Genomic DNA, 24406 nt, shown 5'->3' on the forward strand with positions numbered 1-24406 from the left:
GATGTCCACCCGCCTGGAGACACGAGCAGCGGCGACCCTGAGCGACCCGCGCTGGGCAGCCGTACTCTCACGGGATGCGAAGCAGGATGGCCAGTTCTTCTATTCGGTCCGGTCGACCGGGGTGTACTGCCGCCCTTCCTGCGGGGCACGGCCGGCGAGGCCCGAGAACGTCGCGTTTCATGTAACGGCAGCCGCCGCAGCGCAGGAGGGCTTTCGCCCGTGCAAGCGCTGCAAGCCGGATCGGCCTCCCCTCGCCGAGCAGCATGCGGACGTGGTGGCCGAACTTTGCCGCTTCATCCAGAGGGCGGACCACGCACCCACGCTCGATGAGCTGGCAAGCCACGCCGGCTTCAGCCCCTACCACGTGCACCGCATCTTCAAGACGGCGACCGGGTTGACGCCGAAGGCCTACGCCGTGGCCCACCGGGCCGAGCGTGTCCGGACCGAGCTGGGCCGGCGCTCCACGGTCACCGAGGCGATCTACGGTGCGGGCTATGGCTCGAACGGGCGTTTCTACGAGGACGCGCCCGAGGTGCTCGGCATGACGCCGACCGCCTACCGGACAGGGGGAGCGAACATGGAGATCCGCTTCGCCGTCGGCGAGTGCTCGCTCGGGTCGATCCTTGTGGCGTCGAGCCAGCGGGGCGTGTGCGCCATCCTGCTCGGAGACGATCCAGATGCGCTGGTCCGGGATCTCCAGGACCGATTCCCGCGCGCGGATCTGGTGGGCGGCGATGCGGGCTTCGAGGCGCTGATCGCGAAGGTGGTCGGTTTCGTGGAAGCGCCACAGGTGGGCCTCGACCTACCGCTCGACGTGCGAGGAACGGCGTTTCAACAGCGGGTCTGGCAAGCGCTGCGCGAGATCCCTGCCGGCGCGACGGCGTCCTATGCGGCGATCGCGGCACGGATCGGGGCACCGAAGTCGGTCCGCGCGGTGGCCCAGGCGTGCGCCGCGAACACGCTGGCCGTGGCGATCCCCTGTCATCGCGTGGTCCGCAGCGATCACACGTTGTCGGGCTATCGCTGGGGCGTCGAGCGCAAGCGGCTCCTGCTCGATCGGGAGGCGCGCCCGTGAGCCTGCGGGAGGACGTGGCCGCCATCGACTGGGCGCGTGTCACCAGCGAACTCGACGCGCGGGGCAGCTCGACACTCCCGCGGTTGCTGACGTCGGAGGTCTGTCGGGAGCTTGCCACGCTCTACGACACCGAGGGCCTCTTCAGGAGCCGCGTGGTGATGTCGCGCCACGGCTTCGGACGAGGGGAATACAAGTATTTCGACTACCCGCTCCCGGCCCCCGTGGCCGAGCTACGGACAGCGCTCTACCCGCACCTCGTGCCCGTCGCCGACCGCTGGAACGAGGCGATGGGCATCGAGGTGCGCTACCCGGCGGATCATTCGGCATTCGTCGAGCGCTGCCACGCCGCGGGCCAGGTACGCCCGACCCCGCTCCTGCTGCGCTACGGAGCGGACGACTACAACTGCCTGCACCAGGACCTCTACGGAGAGCACGTGTTTCCGCTCCAGGTGGCCATCCTGCTGTCCGAGCCGGAGCGAGATTTCTCCGGGGGCGAGTTCGTGCTGACCGAGCAGCGCCCCCGCATGCAGTCACGGCCGGAGGTGGTGCCCTTGCGGCAAGGGGATGCCGTCGTCTTCGCCGTCCATCACCGCCCGGTGCAGGGAACGCGCGGCATGTACCGCGTTCAGCTCAGGCACGGGGTCAGCCGGGTGCGCTCGGGAAACCGGCACACACTCGGGGTCATCTTTCACGACGCGACCTGACCGGTTCTCGACCCGACCAGAACGGTGGTCTGCCCACCGGAGGGCTGGCTGAGTTTCCGGTCCCCCTCCCCTCCCGGACGCGCCTCGCTCCCGGATCGACCCCACGGCACGCTCGGTCCACCACCAACATCTGTGATTTCGAGCGCCTGGGCTCTTTCTCGAAAAAAGTCGTCCTGCGTGTCGATCCCGGGACCCATCGTTCGTCGTGAGGGTAGAGCCACGGAAAGACGGGCGGCGAAGCGCTGCTCCAGCCTGGGCCAACGGAGAAACACGATGCGGGTCATGGTCATGCACAAGATCGACAGAAGCAGCGAAGAGGGCCTCCCCCCCTCCCCCGAGATGATGGCCCGGATGGGCGCGCTGATGGGCGAGATGACGACGTCCGGGGTGCTGCTCGCAGGCGAAGGGCTCAGGCCGAGCGCGGAGCGCGTACGCCTTCGATTCTCGGGCGGTCAGCGGACGGTGATGCAGGGACCTCTCCCCGGAACGAACGAGCTGATCGCAGGCTTCGCGTTGATCCGGGTGAAGTCGATGGAGGAAGCGATCGGCTGGGCGTCGCGCTTCGCGGATCTGGTCGGCGACATGGAGATCGACGTCGGACCCATCACCGAGCCCTGGGACCTGGGCTTCTGTCCGAAGCCGGAAGGGGATGTGCCGATGCGGTTCCTGCTGACGCCCAAGGCCGACAAGAACTCCGAAGCGGGCGTTCCCCCCACGCCAGAGCTGGCGAGCAAGATGGGGAAGCTGCTCCAGGAGATGAAGGAGGCCGACATCCTCCTCGCCACCGAGCGGCTCCAGCCGAGCTCGCAGGCCGTTCGTATCCGGTTCGACGAAGGCAAGCACACGATGATGGACGGCCCGTTCACGGAGTCCAAGGAGCTGATCGCTGGCTACGCGATGCTGAACGTGACGTCGAAGCAGGAGGCGATCGACCTGTCCCTGCGCTTCGCTGGCGTGGTCGGTGACGTGGAGATGGATGTTCGTCCGGTGGACGAGGCATCGGACATCCCTTCAGGTCCCTGAGGCCACGCCGCCAAGGGACGTGGTCCCGGAAGCTACGTACGTCGAGAGCGAGCTACGACGATCGAGAGGAGGCACGACGATGCGATTCATGATGCTGATGATCCCCAAGGGCTACGAGAACGCCAAACCGGGCACGCTGCCGGACGCCAAAGGTGTCGAGGCGATGATGAAGTACAACGAGTCCCTGCAGAAGGCGGGGGTGCTGCTGGCGCTCGATGGGCTGCATCCGCCTTCGATGGGCGCGCGCATCAGCTTCTCGGGAGGCAAGCCCTCGGTGACGGATGGGCCCTTCAGTGAGGCCAAGGAGATCGTCGGCGGCTACTGGATGATCCAGGTGAAGTCGCGAGAAGAGGCGATCGCCTGGGCCTCACGCTGTCCAGCGTCGGACAACGAGGTCATCGAGGTGCGGCAGGTGCAAGACTTCGAAGACTTTCCTGCGGACGTGCAGGAGGTCATCAACAAGAGCAACGTGCAGACGCCGTCGGGCGGAAGCACGGGTTCCTGATCCCCACGGCGGGAGTACGCCTCCCGTCGCGCCACCGAACCGAGCGCGTCGACGCTGCCCGAGAGAGATTTCCTCGGGCGCACTGCGTGACCACCGGGCTCGGGTATGCTGCGCCTCGAGAAATCGATGCTGGAAATCGAGCCTTACAACGCACAGTGCGCACGGTGGCCGACCATGGGCCGGGCTCTGCTCGCCCAGCATGATGAGACGAGCGTGATCGTCTATCAGGCGTATCATCCGAGGATTGGAAGGGCGGCGGCGTCGACGGGGCGCTTCGGCGAGGGGTGGAGCCGCACCCGCATGAGCTGGATCAAGCCGAGCTTCCTCTGGATGATGTTCCGGTCGGGCTGGGGGACGAAGCAGGACCAGGAGGTGGTGCTGGCGATCCGGATGAAGCGGGAGGGGTTCGACTGGATCCTGAAGGAGGCCGTTCATTCGAGCTACGCGGCCGAGGTGTACGGGACCCGCGAAGCCTGGGCGTCTGCGGTGAGGCGCTCGGATGTCCGGTTGCAGTGGGACCCGGATCACGCCCCCGGGGGCGCCAAGGTCGAGCGGCGCGCCATCCAGCTCGGGCTACGCGGGCAGGCCCTGGCGCATTTTGCGGACGAGTGGATCGTTGGACTCGAGGACATCAGTGGCTTCGTGGCCGAGCAGCGAAGGCACGCGCAGGAAGGGGATTTCGCGCGCCTGGTCACGCCTCGGGAGAAGGTCTACCCGGTGATGGATCCGGCGGTGGCGCGGAAGCTCGGGTTGAAGGAGCAAGAAGGGTCAGGCTGAAAGGCCCCCTCGAGCGCGCGCTGGGCCTTCGTGACGGTCGTCGACGTCATGGCCGCTCACTTCCGTGAAGAGCGGCTCCCGGAGCGCTTCCGGGCAGGTTGACCCCGGGGGGCCGCGCTGGCGGAGCCATCGGCGTGGAAGCGAGGAAAGCTCGGCGCAGCACGTCGAGCATGCGACGCCCGGACAATGTCGATGAACGCCCGCAGTCCCGCCGGGATGTGGCGGTGGCCCGGGTAGTACAGGGAGAGACCCGGGAAGGGGGGGGTCCAGTCGTCGAGGACGCGGACGAGGACTCCAGCTTCCAGGAAAGGAGCGACGGCCCACTCGCTGAGGAACGCGAGACCGATGCCCCGCAGCGCCGCCTCCATCATCAACTCGTGGTCGCCCAGGGTCAGCGAGCCTTTCACATCCACCACCGTCTCCTCGCCGCGGGCCTCGAACTCCCAGCGATAGATGGTGCCGCTCGGCATGCGGTACCGGATGCAGTTGTGCGCCAGGAGATCGAGGGGCACCGTCGGACGCGGGTGCCGCTCGAAGTAGCGCGGTGAGCCCACCACGGCGAAGCTCACGGGTGGGCTGCACGGGACAGAGATCATGTCCTGGGGCACCGCCTCGGCAAGCCGCACGCCAGCGTCGAAGCCCTCCGCCACGATGTCGACGAGGCGGTCGTCGGTGACCAGATCGACGTGCATGTCGGGATAGCGCTCGAGAAACTCCAGCACCATGGGCATCAGGACCATGCGCGCGGCCCCCTCGGAGGCATTGAGGCGAAGGATGCCGGTCGGCGTGTCACGGAACTGATTGACGGCCTCCATGGCCTCGGCGATCTCGCGCAAGGCTGGCCGGATGCGGGCGAGGAACTGCTCTCCGGCCTGAGAGAGCGCGACACTCCGCGTGGTCCGGTTGAACAGCCGCACGCCGAGCCGTTGCTCCAGGGTGGTGATCGCGTGGCTGAGGGCCGAGGGAGACATGCCCAGCTCGGTCGCAGCGGAGCGAAAGCTCCGGTGTGTCGCCACCGCGACGACGGCGTTCAGCTCGGGGAGACCCGTCCTCTGCATTGTTCGACAATGTGCATCAAGTCATGCTGGTTCAGCGTGATTGTTTCATGAATGAGCGGCTCTTAGGTTCGCCCTCGCCCCCCAAGGAGGCACGGACGAAACGGAGCCAAAGCATGAAGAAGACCGTTCTCATCACAGGGAGTTCGACGGGGTTCGGGAAGGCCGCGGCAAAGCGGTTCGCAAGCGAGGGCTGGAACGTCGTCGCGACGATGCGCTCTCCCGGCGCAGAGACGGAGCTGGTGGATCGAGACGACGTGCTGGTCACCCGACTCGACGTGAGTGACCGCGAGAGCATCGCTCAGGCCATCTCGGCGGGAATCGGTCGATTCGGCAGGATCGACGCGCTGATCAACAACGCCGGGTACGGGCTTCACGGAATCTTCGAGGAGACCCCGCGCGCGAAGGTGCAGGAGCAGTTCGACGTCAACGTGTTCGGCGTCATGGACGTGACCAGGGCCATGCTGCCGCACTTCCGGGAGCAGAAGGGTGGCGTGATCGTCAACATCAGCTCGGGCGCCGGCGTGTTCACCTTGCCCATGCTGTCGCTGTACTGCGCGAGCAAGTTCGCACTGGAGGGATTCTCGGAGGCCCTCTCGTACGAGCTGGCCTCGCAGAACATCGTGGTGAAGATCGTGGAGCCAGGCGGCGTCACCAGCACCCGCTTCGGAGACCGGAGCGGCGCCGAGGCAGCCCAGAACGCAGCGATCGATGCCTATGCCCCCTTCGTGGCAGGAGCGAACGAGCTCTTTGCAGGGCTGCGGGGACAGCGGCTGGCAAGCTCCGAGGAGGTGGCAGAAGTCATCTTCCGCGCCACCTCCGACGGGACGAATCAGCTTCGTTATGTCGCCACCCATGACATCACGCCCATGATCGAGGCGCGGCGGCAGACCTCCGAGGCGGAGTACATCGCGTTCATGAGGTCGCAGTTCCTTCCCCGATCGTAGTCGACGAGGCCCTCTGGCCAGGAGCCATGCCGAGAGCGACGCTAGGCGACGGCAGCAGCGAAGGTGGCGAAAAGGTCGCCTGGAAGAGGATGTGTCAGCCGCCAGGTAACGCTCATCGGCAGCTCGGATTCGTGCCTCACGTACGATGCTGGACCGAGGAAGTAAAACGCACGCTCATCGCTGCGCAGACGAGCGAAGAGCATAATGCTCGAGCCGAGCTGCGCGTGGCGCTGATAGCGGAGCCCCGTCTCGCTGTCCGCCCGCGTGACGGACTGGCTCTGCCAGTGAATGAGGTCACGGCTGATCGCATAATCGCGATAGCGGGTCGTTGGTGAGAACTGCCCCGTCGTCTTGTCCAGGGTGAATGCCAGAAGATCCGCACTGGCCTCCTTCGCCCAGTAGACACCGGTCTGCCAGGGGGCGACCTTGGCCCCATCCCCCAAACCGAACGCCGCGAGGATCTCGATCCGTGTGTAGCGAGCGTGGACTTGCAAGGGAACGTCCGGGTGGGTCGTGAGCGCCAGAGGTAGGTGCTGGATCCTGCATGCCTGGGCATCGAGCAAGGCGCGCAGCTCCGCCCGGACCTGAGGATGACGCCACAACAAGGCACAAGCATCCGCAAGAGAATGCCCCTTCGTGACGGCCTTGTCGGCGACCGAGCTGACGAGCATGCGCAGGAGCCGTCGCTCTCTGGGGGGCAATCGCTGAGGCTCGGGAGCGACGTCATGCTCGAGAAGCCGCCGGTAGGTCTCGATTCGCGTGGGATCGTCGACATGCAAAAGCCGACCGCACGCGCGTCGGAGTTTGTCTTCCTGAGGCCCTGCAGGCAGCAGCGTCAGGCCAGCGTCACCGCACAAGTCAGACCAGCTCTTGTTGCCTCTATAAACGTCCTCGAGGTCGACACCCACCGCCTCGAGAAAGTCCTGAAGCCTACAGGATGAGCCCTCTCGAGCGAGCGCACGCAATTCGTCCACCTTGGCGCTCCACCGTGAAGGAACCGCTTCACGAAGGTTCCCCAGCACAATCCGGCTCGCGATGGGGTCCAGCTCCATGTGACAGCCCGCGGGCAGGAACGGGAAGCCAGCCTGGATCTGCTCCACGAGGCCACTGCGGCTACCCCCCAGGAGGGAGCGGAAGCGGCGGTCGAACCTGTACTCCGCGCGGTGGTGACCGACGAAATCGAGGACGGTACAGACCGTCTTCCCTGAGTTCCGGCGGAGCCCGCGCCCGAGTTGCTGGAGGAACAAGGTCGGACTGTCCGTCGGCCGCAGCAGCAGCAAGGTATCCACCGAAGGGATGTCGACGCCTTCGTTGAACAGGTCGACCGAGAACAGGATGTTCGTCTTGCCCTCTGCGAGCTCAGTCAGGGCGGCCTGTCGCTCTGGAGCGGGCGTATCCGACCAGATGGCCGTTGCAGCAATCCCCGCTTCTCGAAAGACCCGCGCCATGAAACGCGCGTGCTCGATGCTGACGCAAAAGCCGAGCGCCCGCATTTGCGCAGGCGCATCCACCCGCTTTGCTACCTCCTTGAGGACGAAGCGCGCCCATACATCGTTGCCTGTGAGCAGCTTCGAGAGCCCTTCGACCTCGTAGCCACGCCCGCGTCTCCAGGGGATGTCCCGGAGGTCGAGCCCGTCATGGATGCCGTAGTACGCAAAGGGCACCAGCCGGTGCTGGTCTATCGCATCCCATAGGCGCAGCTCAGCAGCGATGCGGTGCTCGAACCAGTCGAGGATGGGCAGGCCGTCGCTTCGTTCAGGCGTCGCCGTGAGACCCAGAAGTTCGACCGGACGCACATGTCCGAGCATCGAGCGATAGGAAGCAGCAGCAGCGTGGTGAAACTCATCCACGATGACGACATCGAAATGGGTCGGGTCGAGGTGTGCGAAGCCATTGGCGTGCAGGCTTTGAATCGAAGCAAAGACGTGCTCAAAGGCTCTCGGACGGTTGCCACGGACCCATAGTTCCCCGAAGCAAGGGTCTCGAAGCGCATACCGGAACGTCGCGAGGCTCTGCTCGAGGATCTCCTCGCGATGCGCCACGAGCAGGAGGCGCGCACGCGGTAGCTCTTTCCGGAGGCGCACATAATCGAGCGCGGCCATCACCGTCTTGCCGGTCCCTGTGGCGGAGACGAGCAGATTGCGGTGGTAGCCCTGCTGCCGCGACAGCGCGATTTGCTCCAGGAGCCGCTCCTGGAATGGCTCCGGGCGAAGCTCGATGGGGCTCAGGATCAGGCGAGGTGTCGTTCGCGCCTCCGCGTGGCTGAGCGCCTCGAACTGCGCAGGTTCGTAGGGCACGAAATCGCCATGGTTCCAGTAGCTCTCGAAGACGGCGGCGACCTTCTCGATCACGCCAGGATTCCGCGCCCCCGACACACGAACATTCCATTCGAGACCGCTGATCTGGGCAGATTGGGTGAGGTTCGACGAACCAATGTAGGCCGTCGAAAACCCCGAGCGACGATGCAGGAGCCACGCCTTCGCGTGGAGCCGCGTCCCGCTCGTGTCGTAAGAAACGCGGATGTCGGCTCCGAGCGCTCGAAGCGCATCGAGCGCGCTGGCTTCCGTCGACCCCGTATAGGTGGTCGTGAGAATTCGCAGTTCGCGACCTGCTTCACAGTGGGCGCGGAGCGCGTCCAGCATGGGATTGATCCCGCTCTTGCGAATGAACGCCATCACGAGATCGATGCGATCGGCCGAGCGGCTCTCTGCGAGGATCTGGTGGCCTACGCGCGGCTCACCAGGAGCATTGGTGAGCAGCGTCGTGTCGAGCAGCGGGATGAGGGGCTCGGGGATGGACTCGAGGCGACCATCAGGGAGCCGCCCGAGAATCGCCCGCAGGACTTCGCCAGCCTCGAGAGGGCTTTCGAGGCCGAGATCCGGAGCACTCGCGGACTCGACGACGACCTCGATCAGGCGGCGGGCGAGGGTCGTCCCCAGGCTGGCCCGTTCCTTCTCATCGAGCGAAGCAATGGCCCTCTCGATGACGCGGGAAAGATGAAGCGCGATCCTGTCGGGAGCCTCGGCTGCGCGGAGGCCGGTTCGATGAGCCTCGAAACGCGCATCCAGTCCGCGGAGTCGAGCCTCCACAGCGTCGGTCAGGAGTACCTCGTAGAGCCCTCGCTCGTAGCGCGACATCGCGGGGAGTCTAGGGGAGAGTGCCTGGAATGCGCCTCCTCATGGCTCCCTTCCACCGAGGAAACCGCACAAATACGTGGGAGAATGTCGCCATAGACTCACACGAAGGAAGAGCATGGCCACCAAGTCCCGACGCGAAGCAGCCACCACCACCAAGCAGCCGTCTCAGGGCACCAAAAAGCCGGCAGCCCCGCGCGCATCACCAGCTGCACCTCGCAAACGCACCAGCATCCCTGAGCCCGGTGGCGCCACCGTCACGGCCTTCCTGGACCAGCTCGACCATCCTCTCAAGAAGGAGATTCACGTCGTCCGACAGCTCATCCTCGGTGTCAGTCCAGAAATTCGCGAGGAGATCAAATGGAACGCCCCCAGCTTCCGGACGACGGAACACTTCGCGACCTTCAACCTGCGCACCCAGGATCGCGTTCGGCTCATTCTCCACACAGGAGCCAAAGCGAAGAAGCCTGCCCAGCAGAAGGGGCGTATCGAGGACCCGGAAGGGTTGCTGGAGTGGCTCGCCGAGGATCGTTGCCTGGTGACCCTCATCAGCAGCGCAGACATCGAGTCCAAGCGAGCTGCGCTGGAGGCCATCCTGAGCGCGTGGATTGCTCGCATGGAGTCGCCGTAGCGACGCAGGGCGTAGCCCGTGCACCGCGCGATGGCGAGAACGTGTCGACAGAGGAGGCTCGACCGCCACGAACGCGGTACAGAGGGATGCTCAGCGAGGAGAAGCCAATGAACGACAAGCGAACGGACGACACCGAGCGGAGGGAGCACGCAGCACAAAAGGCTCAGAACGCAGCTCACCTCGACCGACGCACCTTCTTGAGCGCCATGGGCCTGGCAAGCCTGGCCGGCACCTTGCCAACCCTCGGCTGCACGCCTCAAGCCACCACGGGGAACGAGCCTCCACGCAGCTCGGCGTCGCTTCAGCCCGAACCCCCGCCCCCTTCAGCTGGCGCCAAAGCGAACGAGAACACCATGCAGAACATCGACGTCGGCCCCATCGTGCTGGGTGGGAATGTGTTCGGGTGGACGGTGGAGCGCGATGACGCCTTCCGCATCCTGGACGCCTTCGTGGACAAGGGAGGACGCGCCATCGACACGGCGGACGTGTACCCAGCCTGGGCGGAAGGCCGGAAAGGCGGCGAGTCCGAGCAGATGATCGGCGAGTGGCTCGCAGCGCGCGGCCACCGGAGCAAGCTCGTCATCGCGACCAAGGTGGCGAAGTGGAAAGAGCGACCCGGGCTGTCGCCAGCGAACATTCGCACGGCCATCGAGGGTTCTCTGCGGCGGCTGCAGACCGACCACGTCGACATCTACTACGCGCACGAGGATGATCAGAACGTCCAGCAGGCCGAGTATCTCGATGCCTTCGATCGGCTCGTGAAAGAGGGGAAGGTCCGCGCCCTGGGAGCGTCGAACTTCACGCCAGAGCGACTCGCTTCTGCGCTCGCGCTCTCGCGCGCCAACGGGCTACGACCCTTCCAGTTCTCGCAAGATCACTGGAATCTCGTCGAGCGTGGCATCGAAAAAACGCTCGTCCCGTTGCTCCAGAAGGAGGGGCTGAAGGAGCTGCCCTACTGGTCGCTCGCGTCAGGGTTCCTCACGGGCAAGTACCGGCCAGGTCAGAAGGTCGACTCCATGCGCGCGGGTTCGGCGGGGAAGTACCTTACCGACCCGAAGAACGTCACGCTCCTCGGTGCGCTCGACGAGATCAGCGCGGCGCACAAAACCTCGGTGGCCGCCGTGGCGCTCGCGTGGCTGCATGCTCAGCCTGTCGTTGCCGCCCCGCTCGCGAGTGCGCGCACCATCGAGCAGCTCGGGCCCCTCTTCGACGCCGCTTCGCTCCGGTTGACGGCCGAGGAGGTCTCGAAGCTCTCGGCCATCACCGCTCCCTGAGCCATGACACCGCCCCCGATCCCGGCTAGCGCCCAAGGAAGCAGGTCGAACTGGGGTCCAGGGGGGGGTAGTCCAGGCGGGGTGGCCTGCACGCTCAGACGCCCCGTGGCGGGCTCGGTTCGCCCCTCCTCTCCATCAGCTCCCTCCGCACGCCGCCTCGGCCGCCCATGGCTCCTTGCACTGCTTTCCTCGACGGGATGCGCAACGACCTACCCTCCTGGTTGGTCGATGCGCGCTGGCCCCCCGGAGGTGCTCGAAGCAACCCCCGGAGTCCCGTACGTCAAGGTGCCGCTCCGCTGGGACCTGCCCGGCGGGGACGAGATCCGCATCACGCCGGAGAAGAGTTCAGCCACGTTCAGCCTGCGCCTCGATGGCACCGAGGTGCGCTTCGAGATCGCCTATGCGCGAGAGCCGGAGAGTCGGCTCCTCTGCGCGACGGAGCCTGAAGGCCCCGGGGTCCCGCGCACCCATTTCGGCTGCTGGACCCCGCCGGAGGCGCCAAGGCCGCTCCGTTTCTGGATGGCGCCCGGCGTGGACTGCCCCCCTCGCCACGTCGACGCCACGAAGACCCTGACGACCCCGATGTGCTGGAACGGCGAGCTCGACGTCGAGGACCAGACCCTCTGGCTCCGACACGCCATCGTGGACTCCCTCCGCGCCCCCGTCGGCTACGTCTCCTGGCTAGGGCGAGATGGCCAGCTGCTCCTCGCCGCCGACATCGTGCGTGAAATGCAGATCGAGGTGTTCGACCCGATGAGACAGCCTCTCGCCAATCCGAGCCTGCGCCGACAGCTGGTCCTCCTGACGGTCGCTCTGCACTGGTGGGAACACACGACGCAAGATTGAGCCTCAGCGCTCGGCCCTGTCTACGATGCGCTCGACACGCCCTCAGCGGGGAAGGAATCGAACTCACATGAACGACGCCATCTCTCATCGCACCCTCAAGACGAACGGCATCGACCTGCACATCGCCGAGGCCGGACAAGGGCCTCTCGTGCTCCTGCTCCATGGCTGGCCCGAGTCCTGGTACTCGTGGCGCCATCAGCTGACCGCGCTGGCTGCCGCTGGCTACCACGCCGTGGCCCCCGATGTCCGCGGGTACGGGCAGAGCGACAAACCTCAGCCCATCGAGGCGTACAGCATGAAGAACCTGCTCGCCGACTACGTCGGCTTGCTCGATGCCCTCGGCGAGAAGACCGCCGTGGTCGTCGGCCACGACTGGGGCGCGGCCATGGCCTGGAACTGCGCAGCCCTCCACCCCGACCGCTTCCGCGCCGTCGTCGGAATGAGCGTCCCGCACCTCGGCCGTGCGCCCCTCCCCCCGACGCAGCTCTTCAAGCACATGTTCGGCGACACCTGGTTCTACATCCTCTACTTCCAGGAGCCTGGCGTCGCCGAAGCCGAGTTCGAGGCCGACGTACCGAAGACGGTGCGCACCATCCTCGCCGGGATTCCCAGCTTCGATATGACCGCCGAGGTGGTACAGGCCAAGAAGAAGGGCGACAAGTTCCTCACGGACCTCGACGCGCCCACCACCCTGCCGGACTGGCTCACGGAAGAAGACGTCGCTTACTTCGCACAGCAGCTCACCAGCAGCGGCTTCCGTGGCGGTCTCAATCGCTACCGCAACATGGACCGCGACTGGGAGGAGCTGCCCGAACTCGCGACGGCGAAGATCGAGCAGCCGGCCCTCTTCCTCACCGGCGAGAACGACCCGACGCGCGCCATCGGCCCGGTCGACACCATGAAGGCGCTGGTGCCGAACCTCGAAGAGATCCTCATCCTCCCTGGCGCTGGACACTGGGTGCAGCAGGAGTGTGCTGCTGAAGTGAATGCCGCACTGCTCCGTTTCCTCGCCAAGCTGCCCGCATGACGGATGCCGCTTCACGATTGCACTCGCAATCGCCCAAGCCCCGCGCGGGTGGCGCTGGTCCCGACTGGCCTTACCCTGAGCCCGCCGGTTACAGGTCGGTTCACAAGCCCTTGCTGGAGGCTCTGGTCTACGGCTTCATCTGCCTGGTCGTCACCGTCGTGAGCTTGGTCCTCGCCGTCCCGAGGTTGGAAGGCGAGCTGCTCCTGGGCCTTTCGGGGGTCGCGCTCGCGATCGTGTTCGCATGGCTGGGCGTTCGAGGTGTCCGCGATGCACTCGAGGAAGCGCGAGTCGGCGAGGAGACCGTGCGGGCTGGCCTGCCCTGCTGGGGTCGTATCGTCCACACCGCGCGCGGACAGTACGCCAACAAGGTCAACCACCTGCGCTGGATCCAGATGAAACTGACCGTCGAGCCATACGCCGCGAAGACCTCCAGGAGCATCCCGGGCGAACGCCAGTACGCTGTCGGGGAGCGTGTTGCCGAGCAGGTGACCTTCACCTGGTACATCTCGGAATTGCAGATGGCCATGTTGCAACCAGGCCACTACTGCGCGTTTCTGCTTCACCCGACCCATCGGAGCAAGGTCTACCTGGACAGCTTCGCAACGCCACAAGGCAGCATCGTCCCTCTCCAGTGACTCGGGCCGCGAAGAAGGCCTCCGTCTCGACCCCAGACCCCCCATGCACCTACGACCCGCGACGCAAGACGACGAGGAAGCCATCTGGTCGATCCTCGGCCCGACCATCCGCTCGGGTGAGACCTACGCTCTTCCTCGTGGGATGGATGAGGCGAGCGCCCTGGCCTACTGGATGGGGCCAGCTCACGAGACGTTCGTCGCCGACGATCATGGCCAGATCGTCGGTACCTACTGTCTTCGTCCGAATCAGCTCGGCGGCGGTGCTCATGTCGCCAACTGCGGTTACGTGACCGATACCGCAGCAAGGGGGAGAGGCATTGCGCGACGAATGTGTGAGCACTCCATTGCGCACGCGCGATCGCGAGGGTACCGCGCCATTCAGTTCAATTTCGTCGTCAGCACCAATGAAGGTGCCATTCGTCTATGGCAGTCGATGGGTTTCGAGATCGTCGGCCGCCTCCCGCTGGCTTTCCTGCATCCCACGCTCGGTTACGTCGACGCGCTCGTCATGTTTCGGACGCTGACACCTGCGTAGATGCAGGGGCCCGCAAGGCAGCAGGACTCGTGAGGTCGATCGAGTCGCGGCCTCTCCCAGCCCTCCGCGCAGATCACGAGCGGCGCGAGGCAAAGATCAATGACGGAAGAAAGAGGCTTGCTGGAACCGCAGACCATCCACGATCTGCTCGACGCGCTCGGCGGACAGCGACCCGATGTACTCGCCGAGGCTCTCCTTGTCGACCGACGACACCTGCGACACCACGACGACGCTCTGCGTGGGCAAGTGGCCTTCACCCACCTCGAGCAGGACGTTCCCAGGCTCGTTCGCCTTCTTCAAATTCGAGGTCAATGCACACACGACGACGGTGTGAATGCGCGAACGATTGAAGACATCGTCCTGGATCACCACGTGGGGGTGACGATGGCCAGGGATGGAACCTCTCGTTGCATCGGGCTCGATCCAGAACAGATCACCTCGATGGATCGTCTTCGCGTTTCCACTCACGGGCAGTGACCTCGCGCGCTGTATGTCATGTAGCGCGCACCCCTGCAAGCTGCGGAAACCGCGCTGCAGGCCTGGCTTTCACTCCACAGTCCGCGCTGGTAACGCCGCAGCGCTCAACCCGCCATGTGCCCCTTCTGAGAGGTCATCCGTGAACGAACAACCTCAACGTATCGACATCCACGGCGCGGTGCCCATCCCTGTGGGGCATGACGTCGAAGTCTGGTACTTGCGTGCTGCACGAGGGGGCCTGTACGCCGACGTCGAGGGTCCCATGGTGCGCCAGCTCAGCACCGGGATCCTCTATGGCCCGTCGTGGGCTTATCGCGATGAGGGGGGCGTCATCTACGAGTCCGCGCCGCCGGATCTGCAACTTCACGGGAAAGTGAAGATCACGTCCAACTGGACCGGACGGGTCGTGCACTGCCGCATCGTGACGACCGGGAGCAAGAGAGTCGGTGAGATCACGACGCTGCTGGTGCAGCGGCACACGGCGGCACCGCCCTACCGGTGACGCCGAGGAGACGCCCGACGTCCTGACGCGCCGACGAACCGCCTACGGCTCCGCAGGACGCTTCACCGTGATCACCCGGAGACGACGCAGGCCCCCCGGCATGCGCCAGTCGATCTCCTGCCCGACCTGCAATCCGAGCAGAGCACAACCCAGCGGAGCCAGGACCGAGACCCGTCCAGCGCTCGTGTCCGCATCGGCCGGGACCACGAGCTGCACCCGACGCCGCTGACCCGTCGCGGAGTCCTCGTACTCGATCTCGCTGTTCATCACGACGACATCGGCCGGAACGTCGCGCCGGGGCACGACGCGAGCGCGCTCGAGCTCAGCATCGAGCAGCTCCGTCACTTCGGTGGTCGGCTGCTGTTCGATGAGCTGCAGCAATAGCACTCGGTCTTCGGCTGCAACGAGGATGGGCGGTGACGACGACATGACCTGACCTCAGTTCTCTGGAGAAACGCGGAGGCCGGGCGTCAACACGTCGCCCGGCCTGGTGCCGGGCGACGGGAGAAGGCTCTACCCGAAGAGCCCGCAACCGCCGACCGGCCCGTGATGGCGCGTGGGTGCGCCTCCAGGTCGACGAAGCAGCGGGCGGATGCTCATGCTTCTGTTTACCACGGGTCCGGCCTCCACCCCACGCCCAAGGTGGGACGGCTCTGTGAGCATCGCCGCAGAACGGAGTCCTCATTCACACGGCAGGGGCACGCGCCCCCGCCGCCCCGCCGAGCAAAGCTCGTCGTGACCCCACCACCCCGCGATCCACTCGGGAAATCTGGCATGTCTCGCCGCTTCGGGCCTGACGTCGTTGCATCAAGAAGCGGGCGAAGTCACCGGCCGTGTGCATCAGGGCGGCCAGCCGAACCGTTGTTCTGCGCATGCGTGTCCCGTGATTCCGCCACGGCGCGACGACGACCAGGCCCGATGCGAGGTCGACCGCCTCGAAGGTGCTCAGGCGTCAGCCGATCGCGACGACGACCTTGCCCTTGGCGCGGCCCTTCTCGAGGTAGGCAAACGCTTCGGCAATCTCGGCAAAGGGAAAGACGCGATCGACGATGACATCGAGTTTCTTCGCGTCGACGAGAGTCGCGAGCGCTTCGAGGTCCTTTCCGCTCGGGTGCATGAACAGGTAACGGTAGGTGACGCCCGAGCGCCAAGCGCGGAAGCGAATTCCCGCGCTCGCGAACCAGAAGAGTGTCGCAAGGCCTGCACCGCGGCCGAGATCCTGGGTCGCCGTCAACGGCTCGGGGAGCCCCGCGATGCTGACGATCTTGCCGCCACGACGGACGACCTCGAAGGCCCGCAGGAGCGTGTCGCCGCCGATGAGGTCGAAGGCCGCGTCGTACTCGCGCAGCACGGTCGTGAAGTCCTGGGTCGTGTAGTCGACGACGACATCCGCTCCGAGGCGCTCGACGAGCGCACGACCACGCGCAGAAGCCGTCGTCGCGACGGTGGCACCGAGGTGCTTCGCGATCTGGATCGCAAACGTCCCGACCCCGCCCGCGCCGCCTGGAATGAAGACGCGCATGCCCGGCGTGACGGAGAGTTCGTCGCGCAGCGCTTGCAGCGCGGTGAGCGCCGCCAGCGGGACCGCCGCCGCATGAACGAAGTCGAGCGACGCAGGCTTCTTTGCAACGAGATCTTCGTGCACGCACGCCGTCTCGGCGAAGGCGCCGAGGTGCTCCTTGGCGACGCGGGTGAAGACGTCATCGCCAGGGCGGAACCGTGTCACGCCTTCCCCGACCGACGCGACCACGCCCGACAGCTCGCAGCCGAAGACCAGCGGGAACTCGTACGAGTTGATGACCCGCAGCTTGCCCTCGCGCATCTTGAAGTCGACGGGATTCAAGCCTGCCGCCTTCACGTCGATGCGCACCTCGCCGGGTCCGGGTTCGGGCGCGGTGACGTCACGGAGGTCGGCGACTTCGGGACCACCGTACCGGGTGAGAAGGAATGCTCGCATGTCGGTCCTCGGTGCGATCGATGGAGGCAGAACGACCCGCGTCCCACGGGCGGCACGACCGTTTCGCTCGGAAACCTCTGCCGTGCGGGGCCGAGTGAACCACATCCATCGCCGAGAAGCTCGCGACGCGCGGTCCGGGCAGATTCGCTCCGCCCGACCGCCTCGATGGCCTCGCAGCGCGCCGTCAGGACTTCTGCTGACGCTCGATCTCGTCGCGCAGGCGCTCCTCCTGGGCGCGCAGCTCCGGCGTGAACTCTTTGCCGAAGTCCTCGGCCTCGAAGATCTGTCGGATCTCGAGCTCGGACTCCTGTCCAGGCATGGCGCCAGGACAGCGCCTGGCCCACTCGGCGGCTTCCTCCAGCGACTTCACCTGCCAGATCCAGAAGCCAGCGATGAGCTCCTTGGTCTCGGCGAACGGGCCGTCGACGACGGTGGTCTTGTCGCCCAGGAACCGCACGCGCTTGGCCTTGGTGCTGGGATGCAGTCCCTCACCCGCGAGCATCACGCCGGCCTTCACCAGCTCTTCGTTGTACTTGCCCATCTCGGCGAGCAGCTGCTCGCTCGGCATGTTCCCCGCCTCGGAATCCTCCGTCGCCTTGACAATGACCATGACCTTCATCGCTGTTTCTCCTCTGTGTGGTTGTGTCGTTGGGGTCATTTCGCCAGCACGATGTGCGTGGCGTGATCTGTTGAGACGTGCTCCGAGCACGTGTAACCAAGGCTCACCGTGTCGATCCCGGTGAGGAGGTGTTCACCTCGACCGAGGAGCACGGGGGAGATCGCGAGGTGCATCTCGTCGATCAGCCCCGCGGTGAGGTACTGGCGGATGGTGGCAACGCCGCCGCCAACTCGGACATCCTTGCCAGAAGCCGCCTCCTTCGCGCGCTCCAGCGCGGCATGGATTCCATCGGTCACGAAGTGGAACGTGGTGCCGCCCTCCATGGTGATGGGTGCGCGAGCGTGGTGCGTGAGCACGAAGACGGGCACGTGGTAGGGGGGGTTCTGGCCCCACCAGCCCTTCCAGGCCTCGTCGGTCCAGGGGCCGCGGATCGGTCCGAACATGTTGCGGCCGAGGATCCAGGCGCCGACGTTCTCGAAGCCGCGGGCGACGAAGTCGTCGTCGACACCTCCACGAGGCGCCTGGTCGCCGATCAGCGCGCCAGCGAAGTCGGCGTGGAGCTTCTGGAAGGTCCGGGTGCCGAGGACCCACGTGTGCAGGGCGTTGCCTCCGACGCCCAGCGGGTTGTCCAGATCCTGGTCGGGACCGGCGCCGTAGCCGTCGATCGAGATGGAGAATGCGTTGACCCGAAGCCTCGACATCCGTGGAACTCCTGCGAGCGGGCAGCGCCCGCGCTCGTGGGGTGACTACCGTCTTCTGAAGGGGCGACGAACGGGCCAGGGGGGGATCGACATGGCCGCGACATTTTTTTCGTCGAGGGTCCGTCGACCGCACGTGGTGGCCGGTCGGAGCGGGGGGGCTGGAGCCTGGAGCAGGGAAGAGGTGAGCAAGATCAGGGGCTTGCGTGCACATGGGGGGTCGGCAGCGGCTTGGGTCGCTGGTCCGAGGCGGCCGGGAGGGTATGCATGGCGGGCACGGTCGAGCACGGTCTGGCGAAGCCGGTGACCGGCAGCGCCACCCTGTCGGCTACCGAGGGGCGGGGCCCTGGCGAGGGGCGCGGCGCGGTTGGCACCGGTTTGTTTGTTGGGGCGTCGGGGTCGATGCGCGCGCGTTGCTGGCTACGGGTTACTGGCTACTGGCGGAGGATGCTCGCCATCTTCTTTCCCCTCGCGAGTTCGTCGATCAGCTTGTCGAGGTAGCGGATCTTCTGCATCAGCGGGTCGGCGACGTCTTCCACGCGCACGCCGCAGACGACGCCCGTGATGAGTCCGACGTTCGGGTTCATCCGGGGGGCCTGGGCGAAGAAGGCTTCGAAGTCGACCTTGTCGTCGATGACGCGCTGAAGCTGGTCACCCGTGTAGCCCGTGAGCCAGGTGATGATCTCGTCGACCTCTTCCTTGATGCGGCCCTTCTTCGCTGCTTTTTGCAGGTAGAGCGGATACACGCTCCCGAATGAGGTCGTGAAGATGCGCGGCTTCTTGTCCATGGGGCCGAGAGGGTCGATACCGCAGGCGTAGCGGGGGGATCAAGGTGACGCAGAGGGGCTGGGGGGAGTAGCAGGTGGCTCTGAGGGGAGTGACGGCTGCCTTGGAGGGAGTAACGCCTGCCTTGGGGCGAGCAGCGGCTGCCTTGGAGGGAGCAACGCCTGCCTTGGGGCGAGCAGCGGCTGCCTTGGAGGGAGCAACGCCTGCCTTGGGGCGAGCAGCGGCTGCCTTGGAGGGAGCAACGCCTGCCTTGGGGCGAGCAGCGGCTGCCCTGGGGTAGGCGGCGGCTGCCTTGGGGCGCGCAACGCCTGCCTTGGGACGAGCAACGCCTGCCTTGGGGGGAGCAACAGCTGCCCTGGGGCGGGCGACAGCTGCCCTGGGGCGGGCGACAGCTGCCCTGAGGCGGGCGGCAGCTGCCCTGGGGTAGGCGGCAGCTGCCTTGGGGCGCGCAACGCCTGCCTTGGGGCGCGCAACGCCTGCCTCGGGGCGGTGCGCATGGACTTCGACACGTAGAACGACGGCGACAGGCCATCAATCCAGCGATCCGCCTTACAGCGATCGCTCAACCTGCTGCCACGCGCGCGCTGCCCATACAGGCCAGGACGGAACTGGAAGACGACCAGCAAGGACCTCACGCTTCCGCCACGCGCGCCTCGCGCAAATCCAGCCACCGCCTCCACGACGGACATCCCCCCGACGCCACTCCCTGCCGCAACCAGCTTGCCCCCCCGAACCCAAGACCCCTCTCACGTCGACCTGACGACTCGACCCAGCGTCGGCTGAAACGAAGGAGCCGCCTCCCGAAGACCCCTCAAACGCACTTCCGGCACCCGCTCCCAAGCCTCGGCCGGCAAGAGCGCACCAAAGAGACTCGCATCGAAGTGATGTTGCCGGCCCATCACCCGATCCCACTGGAAAGCATCATACGTGCCCTCGAAGACGAGCTGCCGCACCTCGATGAACGGAGGCTCCCCCTGAGCTCCCGCATCAAGCCACGACCGAGCACGCCGCTCCCAGAAGCTCCCCTTGCGATCGACACGTCCGATCTGCTGCTCGAGGACGGCAGGGTTCCACTCGGCATGAAACTGCACGACCACGCGACAGGACTCGTGGAGATTGAGTCCCTCGCGTCCCACCTGACTCTGAGCGATGAGGACTCCGGGCGAGGCGCCAGGTCGGTTGAAGGCGGCCTGCAGATAGCGCCGGGTCTGCCAGCGCGTCGCCCCCTGGAGAAGTCGTGCGTGGAAGCTCTGGCGGACATCGTCATCCTCCAGGAGCGCTCGCAGGGCATCCTGTCGGAAGGCAGCCTGATCTTCGTCGACGTCTTCACCATCCAGCTCGCCGAGCAGCGGGCGGAAGCGTTCTTCGACGAAGATGTTCGAGAGTTCGTGGACGCGCTCGTCGGAGACGTCGTCGTTGTTCGAGAGCGTCTCGTGGGCGTCATCGCGCATCGCGAGAACATCCTCGAGGAGGAACGAGGCGAGGTGATGTTCGAGGGCCTTCTGAAGGGCGCTGTCTCTCCGCGCACCGCCGAACAGCGATGGATCCCCCATCCACGAGGCGACTGGCTGCTTGGCACGCCTGTGCACCTTGTTCCGCAGTCGCTCGTAGGCCTTGTGGCCATCGGCCAGCGCGCGTCGCATCTCCGTGACGTCGCGCATCGACAAACGACCCGAAAGCGCCCCCTCGTCCCACAGGCGCTCGCGCTGTCGAACCGCAATCCCGAGCAGCGCGGCATCGCTGTGAACCGCGTGGGCGATGGGCCGACCCGCACTGACCGCGCGCAGGGCGTGACGAACGTTGAGCACGTCACGGAGGAGTCGAAGCGGACGCAGGAAGACACCGAACACGAGCACCTTCTCGCGCTGCTGCGTCCAGCGCTCGATCTCCTTCACGGCGGCGAGAATCCGCGGGTGCTCGGCGTCGGGATCGAGTTCGACCCCGTTCACACGGGGCAGCCCGTCGAGCACGCGCCTCCGGCCGTCGCGCAGGCATTTGTACCAGTAGGCAGTACGCGCCATCTTGCCACGGGTGTGGTCGTCGACGACACCGGACTCGGGCACCCGGAAGGGTTCACCCGTCTCCGACAGGTCGATGCTGACGTGTCCCGCCGAGAGCTTCGTGTATGCGTCACGCACGGTCCGCGGCCAGTCTGCGGTGTCCTCCACCGTGAGCCCGCGAGCGCTCTGGCTCATGCACTCGGCAGCCAGAAGCACGTCAGACCCGTCGAGGAAGCAGGCGCCAAGATCAAGCACTTCATCCAAGCGGAGGGTCCTCGTACGACGGCTGATGTCTACGAAGCCCTCGGCCAAGCGCTGGGCAGCATCTCTTCAACGGATGCGGCAGGATGGTTCGGGCATCGCGCTGCGTACGCCTATCCTCGTACCAAAGCATCTGGGCCGCCGCTCTAAACGCCGGGTCCGAGTCCCACGAGAACGGCCCGGTTGTTAAACGCGCTCTCCGAAAGTCTCCCCGGGCGGGACAGAGAACGGCGCGTGAGAGCGGTCCCGGACGCTTGATGAGCGCGCCTCGGCGTTCTCCATGCGAACGCGAGCGCCGCACGCGATACGGCGCGCAGCGCGCGACCCCCTTGGTTTTCGCAGATAAAAACAAAGAGCCCCGAGGATCGCTCCTGGAGGCTCGGTGTTTACTCGGTGCTCTTGTCAGGTTGGTGACGAGAGTCCCGCCACGACTGCGGGGGCCAAGCGTAGCGTGCCCGGTTCGAGTCCCGAACGGCCCCTTGCACCGACCTGGGCGCCCTCAGCCAGATCCCAAGAAACCCCGCCGGCCGCGTCAAAGGGCTCCGCGAGCGCGTCACGGCCTGGCCGAGAGGGCGTCGGAGAACGCCACCAGAGCGCCCACGTTGGCGCGTGTTGCGCCGAACGGGCCGCCTCGGGCGTGGCTCGCAGGCTCGGGACAAAGGGCGCCCGTTCGCGCCGTCCGGGGAGCTGGGGCGCGATGGTGGGGTGGGCGGCGTTCATGGTCAGGCTGCCTTGGCCGACGGGACGTCTTCGGCGAGCGCGTAGCCCCGGAGCAGCCCGTGAGCGTACTCGCGGCGCTCGAGCTTCCGACGCCGGACCGTGTCGAGGTCGATGAGCTCGGCGAGCGGCGTGTCCTGCGAGCGCTCCTCCGGCGTGCGCCCCTCGATGCCTTGGTGCGGGCGCTCGGTGTTCGCGTAGCGCCGGTACTCGTCGAGGAAGAACTGCAGCTCCTTCGCATCGGCCACGCGGATCTGCCGGAGCAGCTCGCGGCGAATGGAGCCGATGGCGCGCTCGGCGTAGCAGTTCATCGACGGCAACCCGACCGGAGTGAGCTCGTTCTCGATGTCCAGGACGCGCATCTGGCGCTCGAACTGCCCCATGAAGTGCGCGCCGTGGTCATGAACCACCGCCTTCGGCGAGCGCTTCTCGCGAGCGCAGGCCTCGTTGAACATGCGGATGGTCCACACCGAGTCGACGTCCCAGCCGTCGTGGACGCGCAAGTCGATCAGCTCGCGGGTGTGGACGTCGATGATGAGAAGTGCCTGCAGCCAAACGCCCTTGGCCGTCTGCACCGCGAAGTAGTCGAGCGCCCAGAGCGCGTCCTTCGCAGATGACCTCACGCGCTCGAAGTCGAGCTTCCGCCCCGGCCGAGGCGAGAACCCGTTCTCCTTGAGGATGCGCGAGACGGTGGGCTCGCTCACGCGGATGCCCATGCGCCGCAGCTCCTCGCGGATGCGACGGCAGCCCCACGCCGGGTTCTCGCGCTTCAACGTGACGATGAGCTCGACGACCTTCTCGTCGAGCGGCGGGCGCCCGCCGACGTTCCGACGTCGGAACAGCGAGCGGAACCGGGTCGCCCACCGCTTCACGGTGCTGAGCGACGCCGAGAGGAAGTAACGCTGGAAGGGCTCGTCACCGCGCGTGAGGAAGTACGCGAAGACCTGCGACGCGCGCGTCGCCATCGGCACGGGCGCGGGCTTGGTGCGCTGGGCAAGCTCGGCCTCGAGCGCGTCCAGCTGCGCCTTCAGCGCGATGTTCTCGCGGTAGAGGCGCATCGCCTCGGGCACCGTCGTGTTGCGCGGGAGGCGCGAGACGCGATCCACCGTCGAGAGGAGCACGTGGTAGTAGCCGAACTCGACGGTGCGGAGCGTGAGGGCGGCGGCGCGCTTGATGCGGTCGATGACGCTCATGACGTTGATTGCTCTCCGACGTGTTGAGCGCGAGACGTCGCGACGACAAGCGCGAACGGGCACAACGTGGGTGCGCACGCCGCGCAGGGAGCGCCGCGTCCAGCGCAGGCGTCCCCTCGCGCGACGCGGTTCGACTTCGAACAGAAGGCGTAGAGCGCTTCCTGCAAGAGCCTTGGCGAATAGGCGGGCAGGTCGGACCCGAACGCACGGAGGTCGAGCCTCGAGGCCTGCTCGAGCACCCACCGCTCGCGTGCATCGTAGGTCTTCACCCCGCCGGGCGCGCAGAGGGCGTCGACGGCGCGCGCGACGTTCGTGTCGACGACCACCAGCTCGTTGCCATCGATCTCCGGAAACCAGGGCGTCAGGCCCGGTGCCAGCGCGGGCGTCGAGAGTGCGCTCACGAACATCGTCGCGAGCTTCCGGCCGACGCGGTGAACGGCAGCGAACCGCTCGACGAGGAGCACGGCGCGCTTCGTCGGCGACTGCTCCTCACGGCGGACGGCGTCGAGCAACGCCTTCACCCCACCGCCCCGCCAGATTCGAAGCCACGCCGAGGTCGGCAGCTTGCCCATGTCGCCCATGCGGTTGAAGGCGCGCGTCGCGTCCTTCACGTGGCAGGCTGCGCCGGGGCACGTGCCGCAATCGATGTCGTCTCCGTTCTTCGCGACGTCGCAGCCCCCCTCGAAGGCCTCGACGGAGGCGAACGTCGGGCAGGCGTGGCGCGAGATCGACCGCTTCACCGTCGCGACGTCGGCGACGACGCGCATCGAGGCGCGCGGCAGCGAGCGCTGCTGGCGCATGATCACGACGTCACGCAGCGCCTGGTACATCGCGAGCGCGACGAAGAGCCGGAAGAGGCCGGCGTCCGTGCCTTCCGTGAGCTCGTTGGGCTCGACCGCGAAGGCGCCGATGCGGGTCGCGTCGCAGTAGAACGGCACGCCCTCGACGCGCCCCTCGTCGAAGTACCAGCGGACGACGGACATTACCGACTGTTGCGAAGCTGCGTTCGTGGCGCGTGCCATAAGGGC

General features: G+C 66.4%; 24 protein-coding genes. 13 read left to right on the forward strand and 11 right to left on the reverse strand.

All coding sequences use genetic code 11. The features are described 5' to 3' along the window. Position 1: 1 nt before the first annotated feature. The 5 genes from ada to CMC5_RS32960 all read left to right on the forward strand — a co-directional run bounded on the left by ada (position 2) and on the right by CMC5_RS32960 (position 4084). On the forward strand, positions 2 to 1075 hold the full coding sequence (gene ada / locus CMC5_RS32940; protein WP_050436267.1) for a bifunctional DNA-binding transcriptional regulator/O6-methylguanine-DNA methyltransferase Ada: 1074 nt from the start codon (positions 2 to 4) through the stop codon (positions 1073 to 1075). Continuing rightward, the gene (locus tag CMC5_RS32945) at positions 1072 to 1779 is read left to right on the forward strand and encodes a 2OG-Fe(II) oxygenase (protein WP_281180755.1); all 708 of its coding nucleotides are present in this window, start codon (positions 1072 to 1074) and stop codon (positions 1777 to 1779) included. The genes ada and CMC5_RS32945 overlap by 4 nt, the downstream gene beginning before the upstream one ends. Positions 1780 to 2061: 282 nt before the next feature. Next, on the forward strand, positions 2062 to 2802 hold the full coding sequence (locus tag CMC5_RS32950) for a YciI family protein (protein ID WP_245677942.1): 741 nt from the start codon (positions 2062 to 2064) through the stop codon (positions 2800 to 2802). A 79-nt stretch (positions 2803 to 2881) separates the two neighbouring features. Then, positions 2882 to 3307 (forward strand): YciI family protein, encoded by a 426-nt coding sequence (locus tag CMC5_RS32955; RefSeq protein WP_050434119.1) that lies wholly within the window; start codon positions 2882 to 2884, stop codon positions 3305 to 3307. A 174-nt stretch (positions 3308 to 3481) separates the two neighbouring features. Next, positions 3482 to 4084, forward strand: coding sequence for a DUF4291 domain-containing protein (locus tag CMC5_RS32960; protein ID WP_281180892.1), 603 nt, complete (start codon positions 3482 to 3484; stop codon positions 4082 to 4084). Positions 4085 to 4140: 56 nt separating this feature from the next. Here CMC5_RS32960 and CMC5_RS32965 read toward each other — a convergent pair whose 3' ends face one another. Beyond that, positions 4141 to 5142 (reverse strand): LysR family transcriptional regulator, encoded by a 1002-nt coding sequence (locus CMC5_RS32965; RefSeq protein WP_050434121.1) that lies wholly within the window; start codon positions 5140 to 5142, stop codon positions 4141 to 4143. A 113-nt stretch (positions 5143 to 5255) separates the two neighbouring features. Here CMC5_RS32965 and CMC5_RS32970 point away from each other — a divergent pair, with 113 nt between their 5' ends. Beyond that, the gene (locus CMC5_RS32970) at positions 5256 to 6086 is read left to right on the forward strand and encodes an SDR family oxidoreductase (protein ID WP_156339038.1); all 831 of its coding nucleotides are present in this window, start codon (positions 5256 to 5258) and stop codon (positions 6084 to 6086) included. 41 nt (positions 6087 to 6127) lie between these two features. Here the strand turns inward: CMC5_RS32970 and CMC5_RS32975 are convergent, their stop codons facing one another. After that, positions 6128 to 9223: a DUF3427 domain-containing protein gene (locus CMC5_RS32975; RefSeq protein ID WP_050434122.1), complete on the reverse strand. Its 3096-nt coding sequence runs from the start codon at positions 9221 to 9223 to the stop codon at positions 6128 to 6130. A 115-nt stretch (positions 9224 to 9338) separates the two neighbouring features. Between CMC5_RS32975 and CMC5_RS32980 the strand changes: the two genes are divergently transcribed. The 6 genes from CMC5_RS32980 to CMC5_RS33005 all read left to right on the forward strand — a co-directional run bounded on the left by CMC5_RS32980 (position 9339) and on the right by CMC5_RS33005 (position 14168). Then, positions 9339 to 9851, forward strand: a complete 513-nt coding sequence (locus tag CMC5_RS32980) for a DUF1801 domain-containing protein (RefSeq protein ID WP_082363008.1) — start codon at positions 9339 to 9341, stop codon at positions 9849 to 9851. 107 nt (positions 9852 to 9958) lie between these two features. Continuing rightward, the gene (locus CMC5_RS32985; RefSeq protein WP_245677949.1) at positions 9959 to 11125 is read left to right on the forward strand and encodes an aldo/keto reductase; all 1167 of its coding nucleotides are present in this window, start codon (positions 9959 to 9961) and stop codon (positions 11123 to 11125) included. Between the two features lie 228 nt (positions 11126 to 11353). Beyond that, positions 11354 to 11971, forward strand: a complete 618-nt coding sequence (locus CMC5_RS32990; RefSeq protein ID WP_050434123.1) for a hypothetical protein — start codon at positions 11354 to 11356, stop codon at positions 11969 to 11971. Between the two features lie 67 nt (positions 11972 to 12038). Then, positions 12039 to 12998: an alpha/beta fold hydrolase gene (locus CMC5_RS32995; protein WP_050434124.1), complete on the forward strand. Its 960-nt coding sequence runs from the start codon at positions 12039 to 12041 to the stop codon at positions 12996 to 12998. After that, entirely contained in the window at positions 12995 to 13633 is a 639-nt protein-coding gene (locus CMC5_RS33000; protein WP_156339039.1) for a hypothetical protein, read from the forward strand. Before CMC5_RS32995 ends, CMC5_RS33000 begins: the two co-directional genes overlap by 4 nt. Before the next feature lie 43 nt (positions 13634 to 13676). Next, complete coding sequence (locus CMC5_RS33005) at positions 13677 to 14168, forward strand: GNAT family N-acetyltransferase (RefSeq protein ID WP_050434126.1); 492 nt, start codon at positions 13677 to 13679, stop codon at positions 14166 to 14168. Between the two features lie 96 nt (positions 14169 to 14264). On the opposite strand, the gene CMC5_RS33010 is transcribed toward CMC5_RS33005, so the two are convergent. Next, a complete protein-coding gene (locus CMC5_RS33010; protein ID WP_156339040.1) occupies positions 14265 to 14636 on the reverse strand; it encodes a type II toxin-antitoxin system PemK/MazF family toxin in 372 nt (123 codons plus the stop codon). A 148-nt stretch (positions 14637 to 14784) separates the two neighbouring features. On the opposite strand from CMC5_RS33010, the gene CMC5_RS33015 reads away from it, so the two are divergent. Next, positions 14785 to 15147: a hypothetical protein gene (locus CMC5_RS33015; protein WP_156339041.1), complete on the forward strand. Its 363-nt coding sequence runs from the start codon at positions 14785 to 14787 to the stop codon at positions 15145 to 15147. Positions 15148 to 15189: 42 nt separating this feature from the next. On the opposite strand, the gene rnk is transcribed toward CMC5_RS33015, so the two are convergent. The 8 genes from rnk to CMC5_RS33055 form a co-directional block, all read right to left on the reverse strand. After that, a complete protein-coding gene (gene rnk / locus CMC5_RS33020) occupies positions 15190 to 15576 on the reverse strand; it encodes a nucleoside diphosphate kinase regulator (protein ID WP_050434128.1) in 387 nt (128 codons plus the stop codon). A 523-nt stretch (positions 15577 to 16099) separates the two neighbouring features. Further along, positions 16100 to 17104 (reverse strand): NADP-dependent oxidoreductase, encoded by a 1005-nt coding sequence (locus tag CMC5_RS33025; protein WP_050434129.1) that lies wholly within the window; start codon positions 17102 to 17104, stop codon positions 16100 to 16102. Between the two features lie 184 nt (positions 17105 to 17288). Continuing rightward, positions 17289 to 17723, reverse strand: coding sequence for a YciI family protein (locus CMC5_RS33030; RefSeq protein ID WP_050434130.1), 435 nt, complete (start codon positions 17721 to 17723; stop codon positions 17289 to 17291). Between the two features lie 35 nt (positions 17724 to 17758). After that, positions 17759 to 18424, reverse strand: a complete 666-nt coding sequence (locus tag CMC5_RS33035) for a dihydrofolate reductase family protein (RefSeq protein ID WP_050434131.1) — start codon at positions 18422 to 18424, stop codon at positions 17759 to 17761. A 431-nt stretch (positions 18425 to 18855) separates the two neighbouring features. After that, complete coding sequence (locus CMC5_RS33040; RefSeq protein ID WP_050434132.1) at positions 18856 to 19209, reverse strand: DUF2200 domain-containing protein; 354 nt, start codon at positions 19207 to 19209, stop codon at positions 18856 to 18858. Positions 19210 to 19953: 744 nt separating this feature from the next. Continuing rightward, positions 19954 to 21402: a helicase-related protein gene (locus CMC5_RS33045; protein WP_156339042.1), complete on the reverse strand. Its 1449-nt coding sequence runs from the start codon at positions 21400 to 21402 to the stop codon at positions 19954 to 19956. A gap of 788 nt (positions 21403 to 22190) precedes the next feature. Next, positions 22191 to 23378: an integrase core domain-containing protein gene (locus CMC5_RS33050; protein WP_050434134.1), complete on the reverse strand. Its 1188-nt coding sequence runs from the start codon at positions 23376 to 23378 to the stop codon at positions 22191 to 22193. After that, positions 23375 to 24400, reverse strand: coding sequence for a hypothetical protein (locus CMC5_RS33055; protein ID WP_156339043.1), 1026 nt, complete (start codon positions 24398 to 24400; stop codon positions 23375 to 23377). Before CMC5_RS33055 ends, CMC5_RS33050 begins: the two co-directional genes overlap by 4 nt. Positions 24401 to 24406: the final 6 nt, after the last annotated feature.

This window comes from Chondromyces crocatus (assembly GCF_001189295.1).
GTDB lineage: Bacteria > Myxococcota_A > Polyangia > Polyangiales > Polyangiaceae > Chondromyces > Chondromyces crocatus.

Coding starts and splice junctions, on each gene's coding strand:
- CMC5_RS32985 (WP_245677949.1), top strand. CDS start 9,959: ATGAACGACAAGCGAACGGACGACACCGAGCGGAGGGAGCACGCAGCA.
- CMC5_RS33030 (WP_050434130.1), bottom strand. CDS start 17,723: ATGAAGGTCATGGTCATTGTCAAGGCGACGGAGGATTCCGAGGCGGGG.
- CMC5_RS33050 (WP_050434134.1), bottom strand. CDS start 23,378: ATGAGCGTCATCGACCGCATCAAGCGCGCCGCCGCCCTCACGCTCCGC.
- CMC5_RS33035 (WP_050434131.1), bottom strand. CDS start 18,424: ATGTCGAGGCTTCGGGTCAACGCATTCTCCATCTCGATCGACGGCTAC.
- CMC5_RS33040 (WP_050434132.1), bottom strand. CDS start 19,209: ATGGACAAGAAGCCGCGCATCTTCACGACCTCATTCGGGAGCGTGTAT.
- CMC5_RS33005 (WP_050434126.1), top strand. CDS start 13,677: ATGCACCTACGACCCGCGACGCAAGACGACGAGGAAGCCATCTGGTCG.
- rnk (WP_050434128.1), bottom strand. CDS start 15,576: ATGTCGTCGTCACCGCCCATCCTCGTTGCAGCCGAAGACCGAGTGCTA.
- CMC5_RS33055 (WP_156339043.1), bottom strand. CDS start 24,400: ATGGCACGCGCCACGAACGCAGCTTCGCAACAGTCGGTAATGTCCGTC.
- ada (WP_050436267.1), top strand. CDS start 2: ATGTCCACCCGCCTGGAGACACGAGCAGCGGCGACCCTGAGCGACCCG.
- CMC5_RS33045 (WP_156339042.1), bottom strand. CDS start 21,402: ATGAGCCAGAGCGCTCGCGGGCTCACGGTGGAGGACACCGCAGACTGG.
- CMC5_RS32955 (WP_050434119.1), top strand. CDS start 2,882: ATGCGATTCATGATGCTGATGATCCCCAAGGGCTACGAGAACGCCAAA.
- CMC5_RS33025 (WP_050434129.1), bottom strand. CDS start 17,104: ATGCGAGCATTCCTTCTCACCCGGTACGGTGGTCCCGAAGTCGCCGAC.
- CMC5_RS32970 (WP_156339038.1), top strand. CDS start 5,256: ATGAAGAAGACCGTTCTCATCACAGGGAGTTCGACGGGGTTCGGGAAG.
- CMC5_RS32965 (WP_050434121.1), bottom strand. CDS start 5,142: ATGCAGAGGACGGGTCTCCCCGAGCTGAACGCCGTCGTCGCGGTGGCG.
- CMC5_RS32990 (WP_050434123.1), top strand. CDS start 11,354: ATGCGCGCTGGCCCCCCGGAGGTGCTCGAAGCAACCCCCGGAGTCCCG.
- CMC5_RS33000 (WP_156339039.1), top strand. CDS start 12,995: ATGACGGATGCCGCTTCACGATTGCACTCGCAATCGCCCAAGCCCCGC.
- CMC5_RS32975 (WP_050434122.1), bottom strand. CDS start 9,223: ATGTCGCGCTACGAGCGAGGGCTCTACGAGGTACTCCTGACCGACGCT.
- CMC5_RS32995 (WP_050434124.1), top strand. CDS start 12,039: ATGAACGACGCCATCTCTCATCGCACCCTCAAGACGAACGGCATCGAC.
- CMC5_RS32960 (WP_281180892.1), top strand. CDS start 3,482: ATGGGCCGGGCTCTGCTCGCCCAGCATGATGAGACGAGCGTGATCGTC.
- CMC5_RS32980 (WP_082363008.1), top strand. CDS start 9,339: ATGGCCACCAAGTCCCGACGCGAAGCAGCCACCACCACCAAGCAGCCG.
- CMC5_RS32950 (WP_245677942.1), top strand. CDS start 2,062: ATGGTCATGCACAAGATCGACAGAAGCAGCGAAGAGGGCCTCCCCCCC.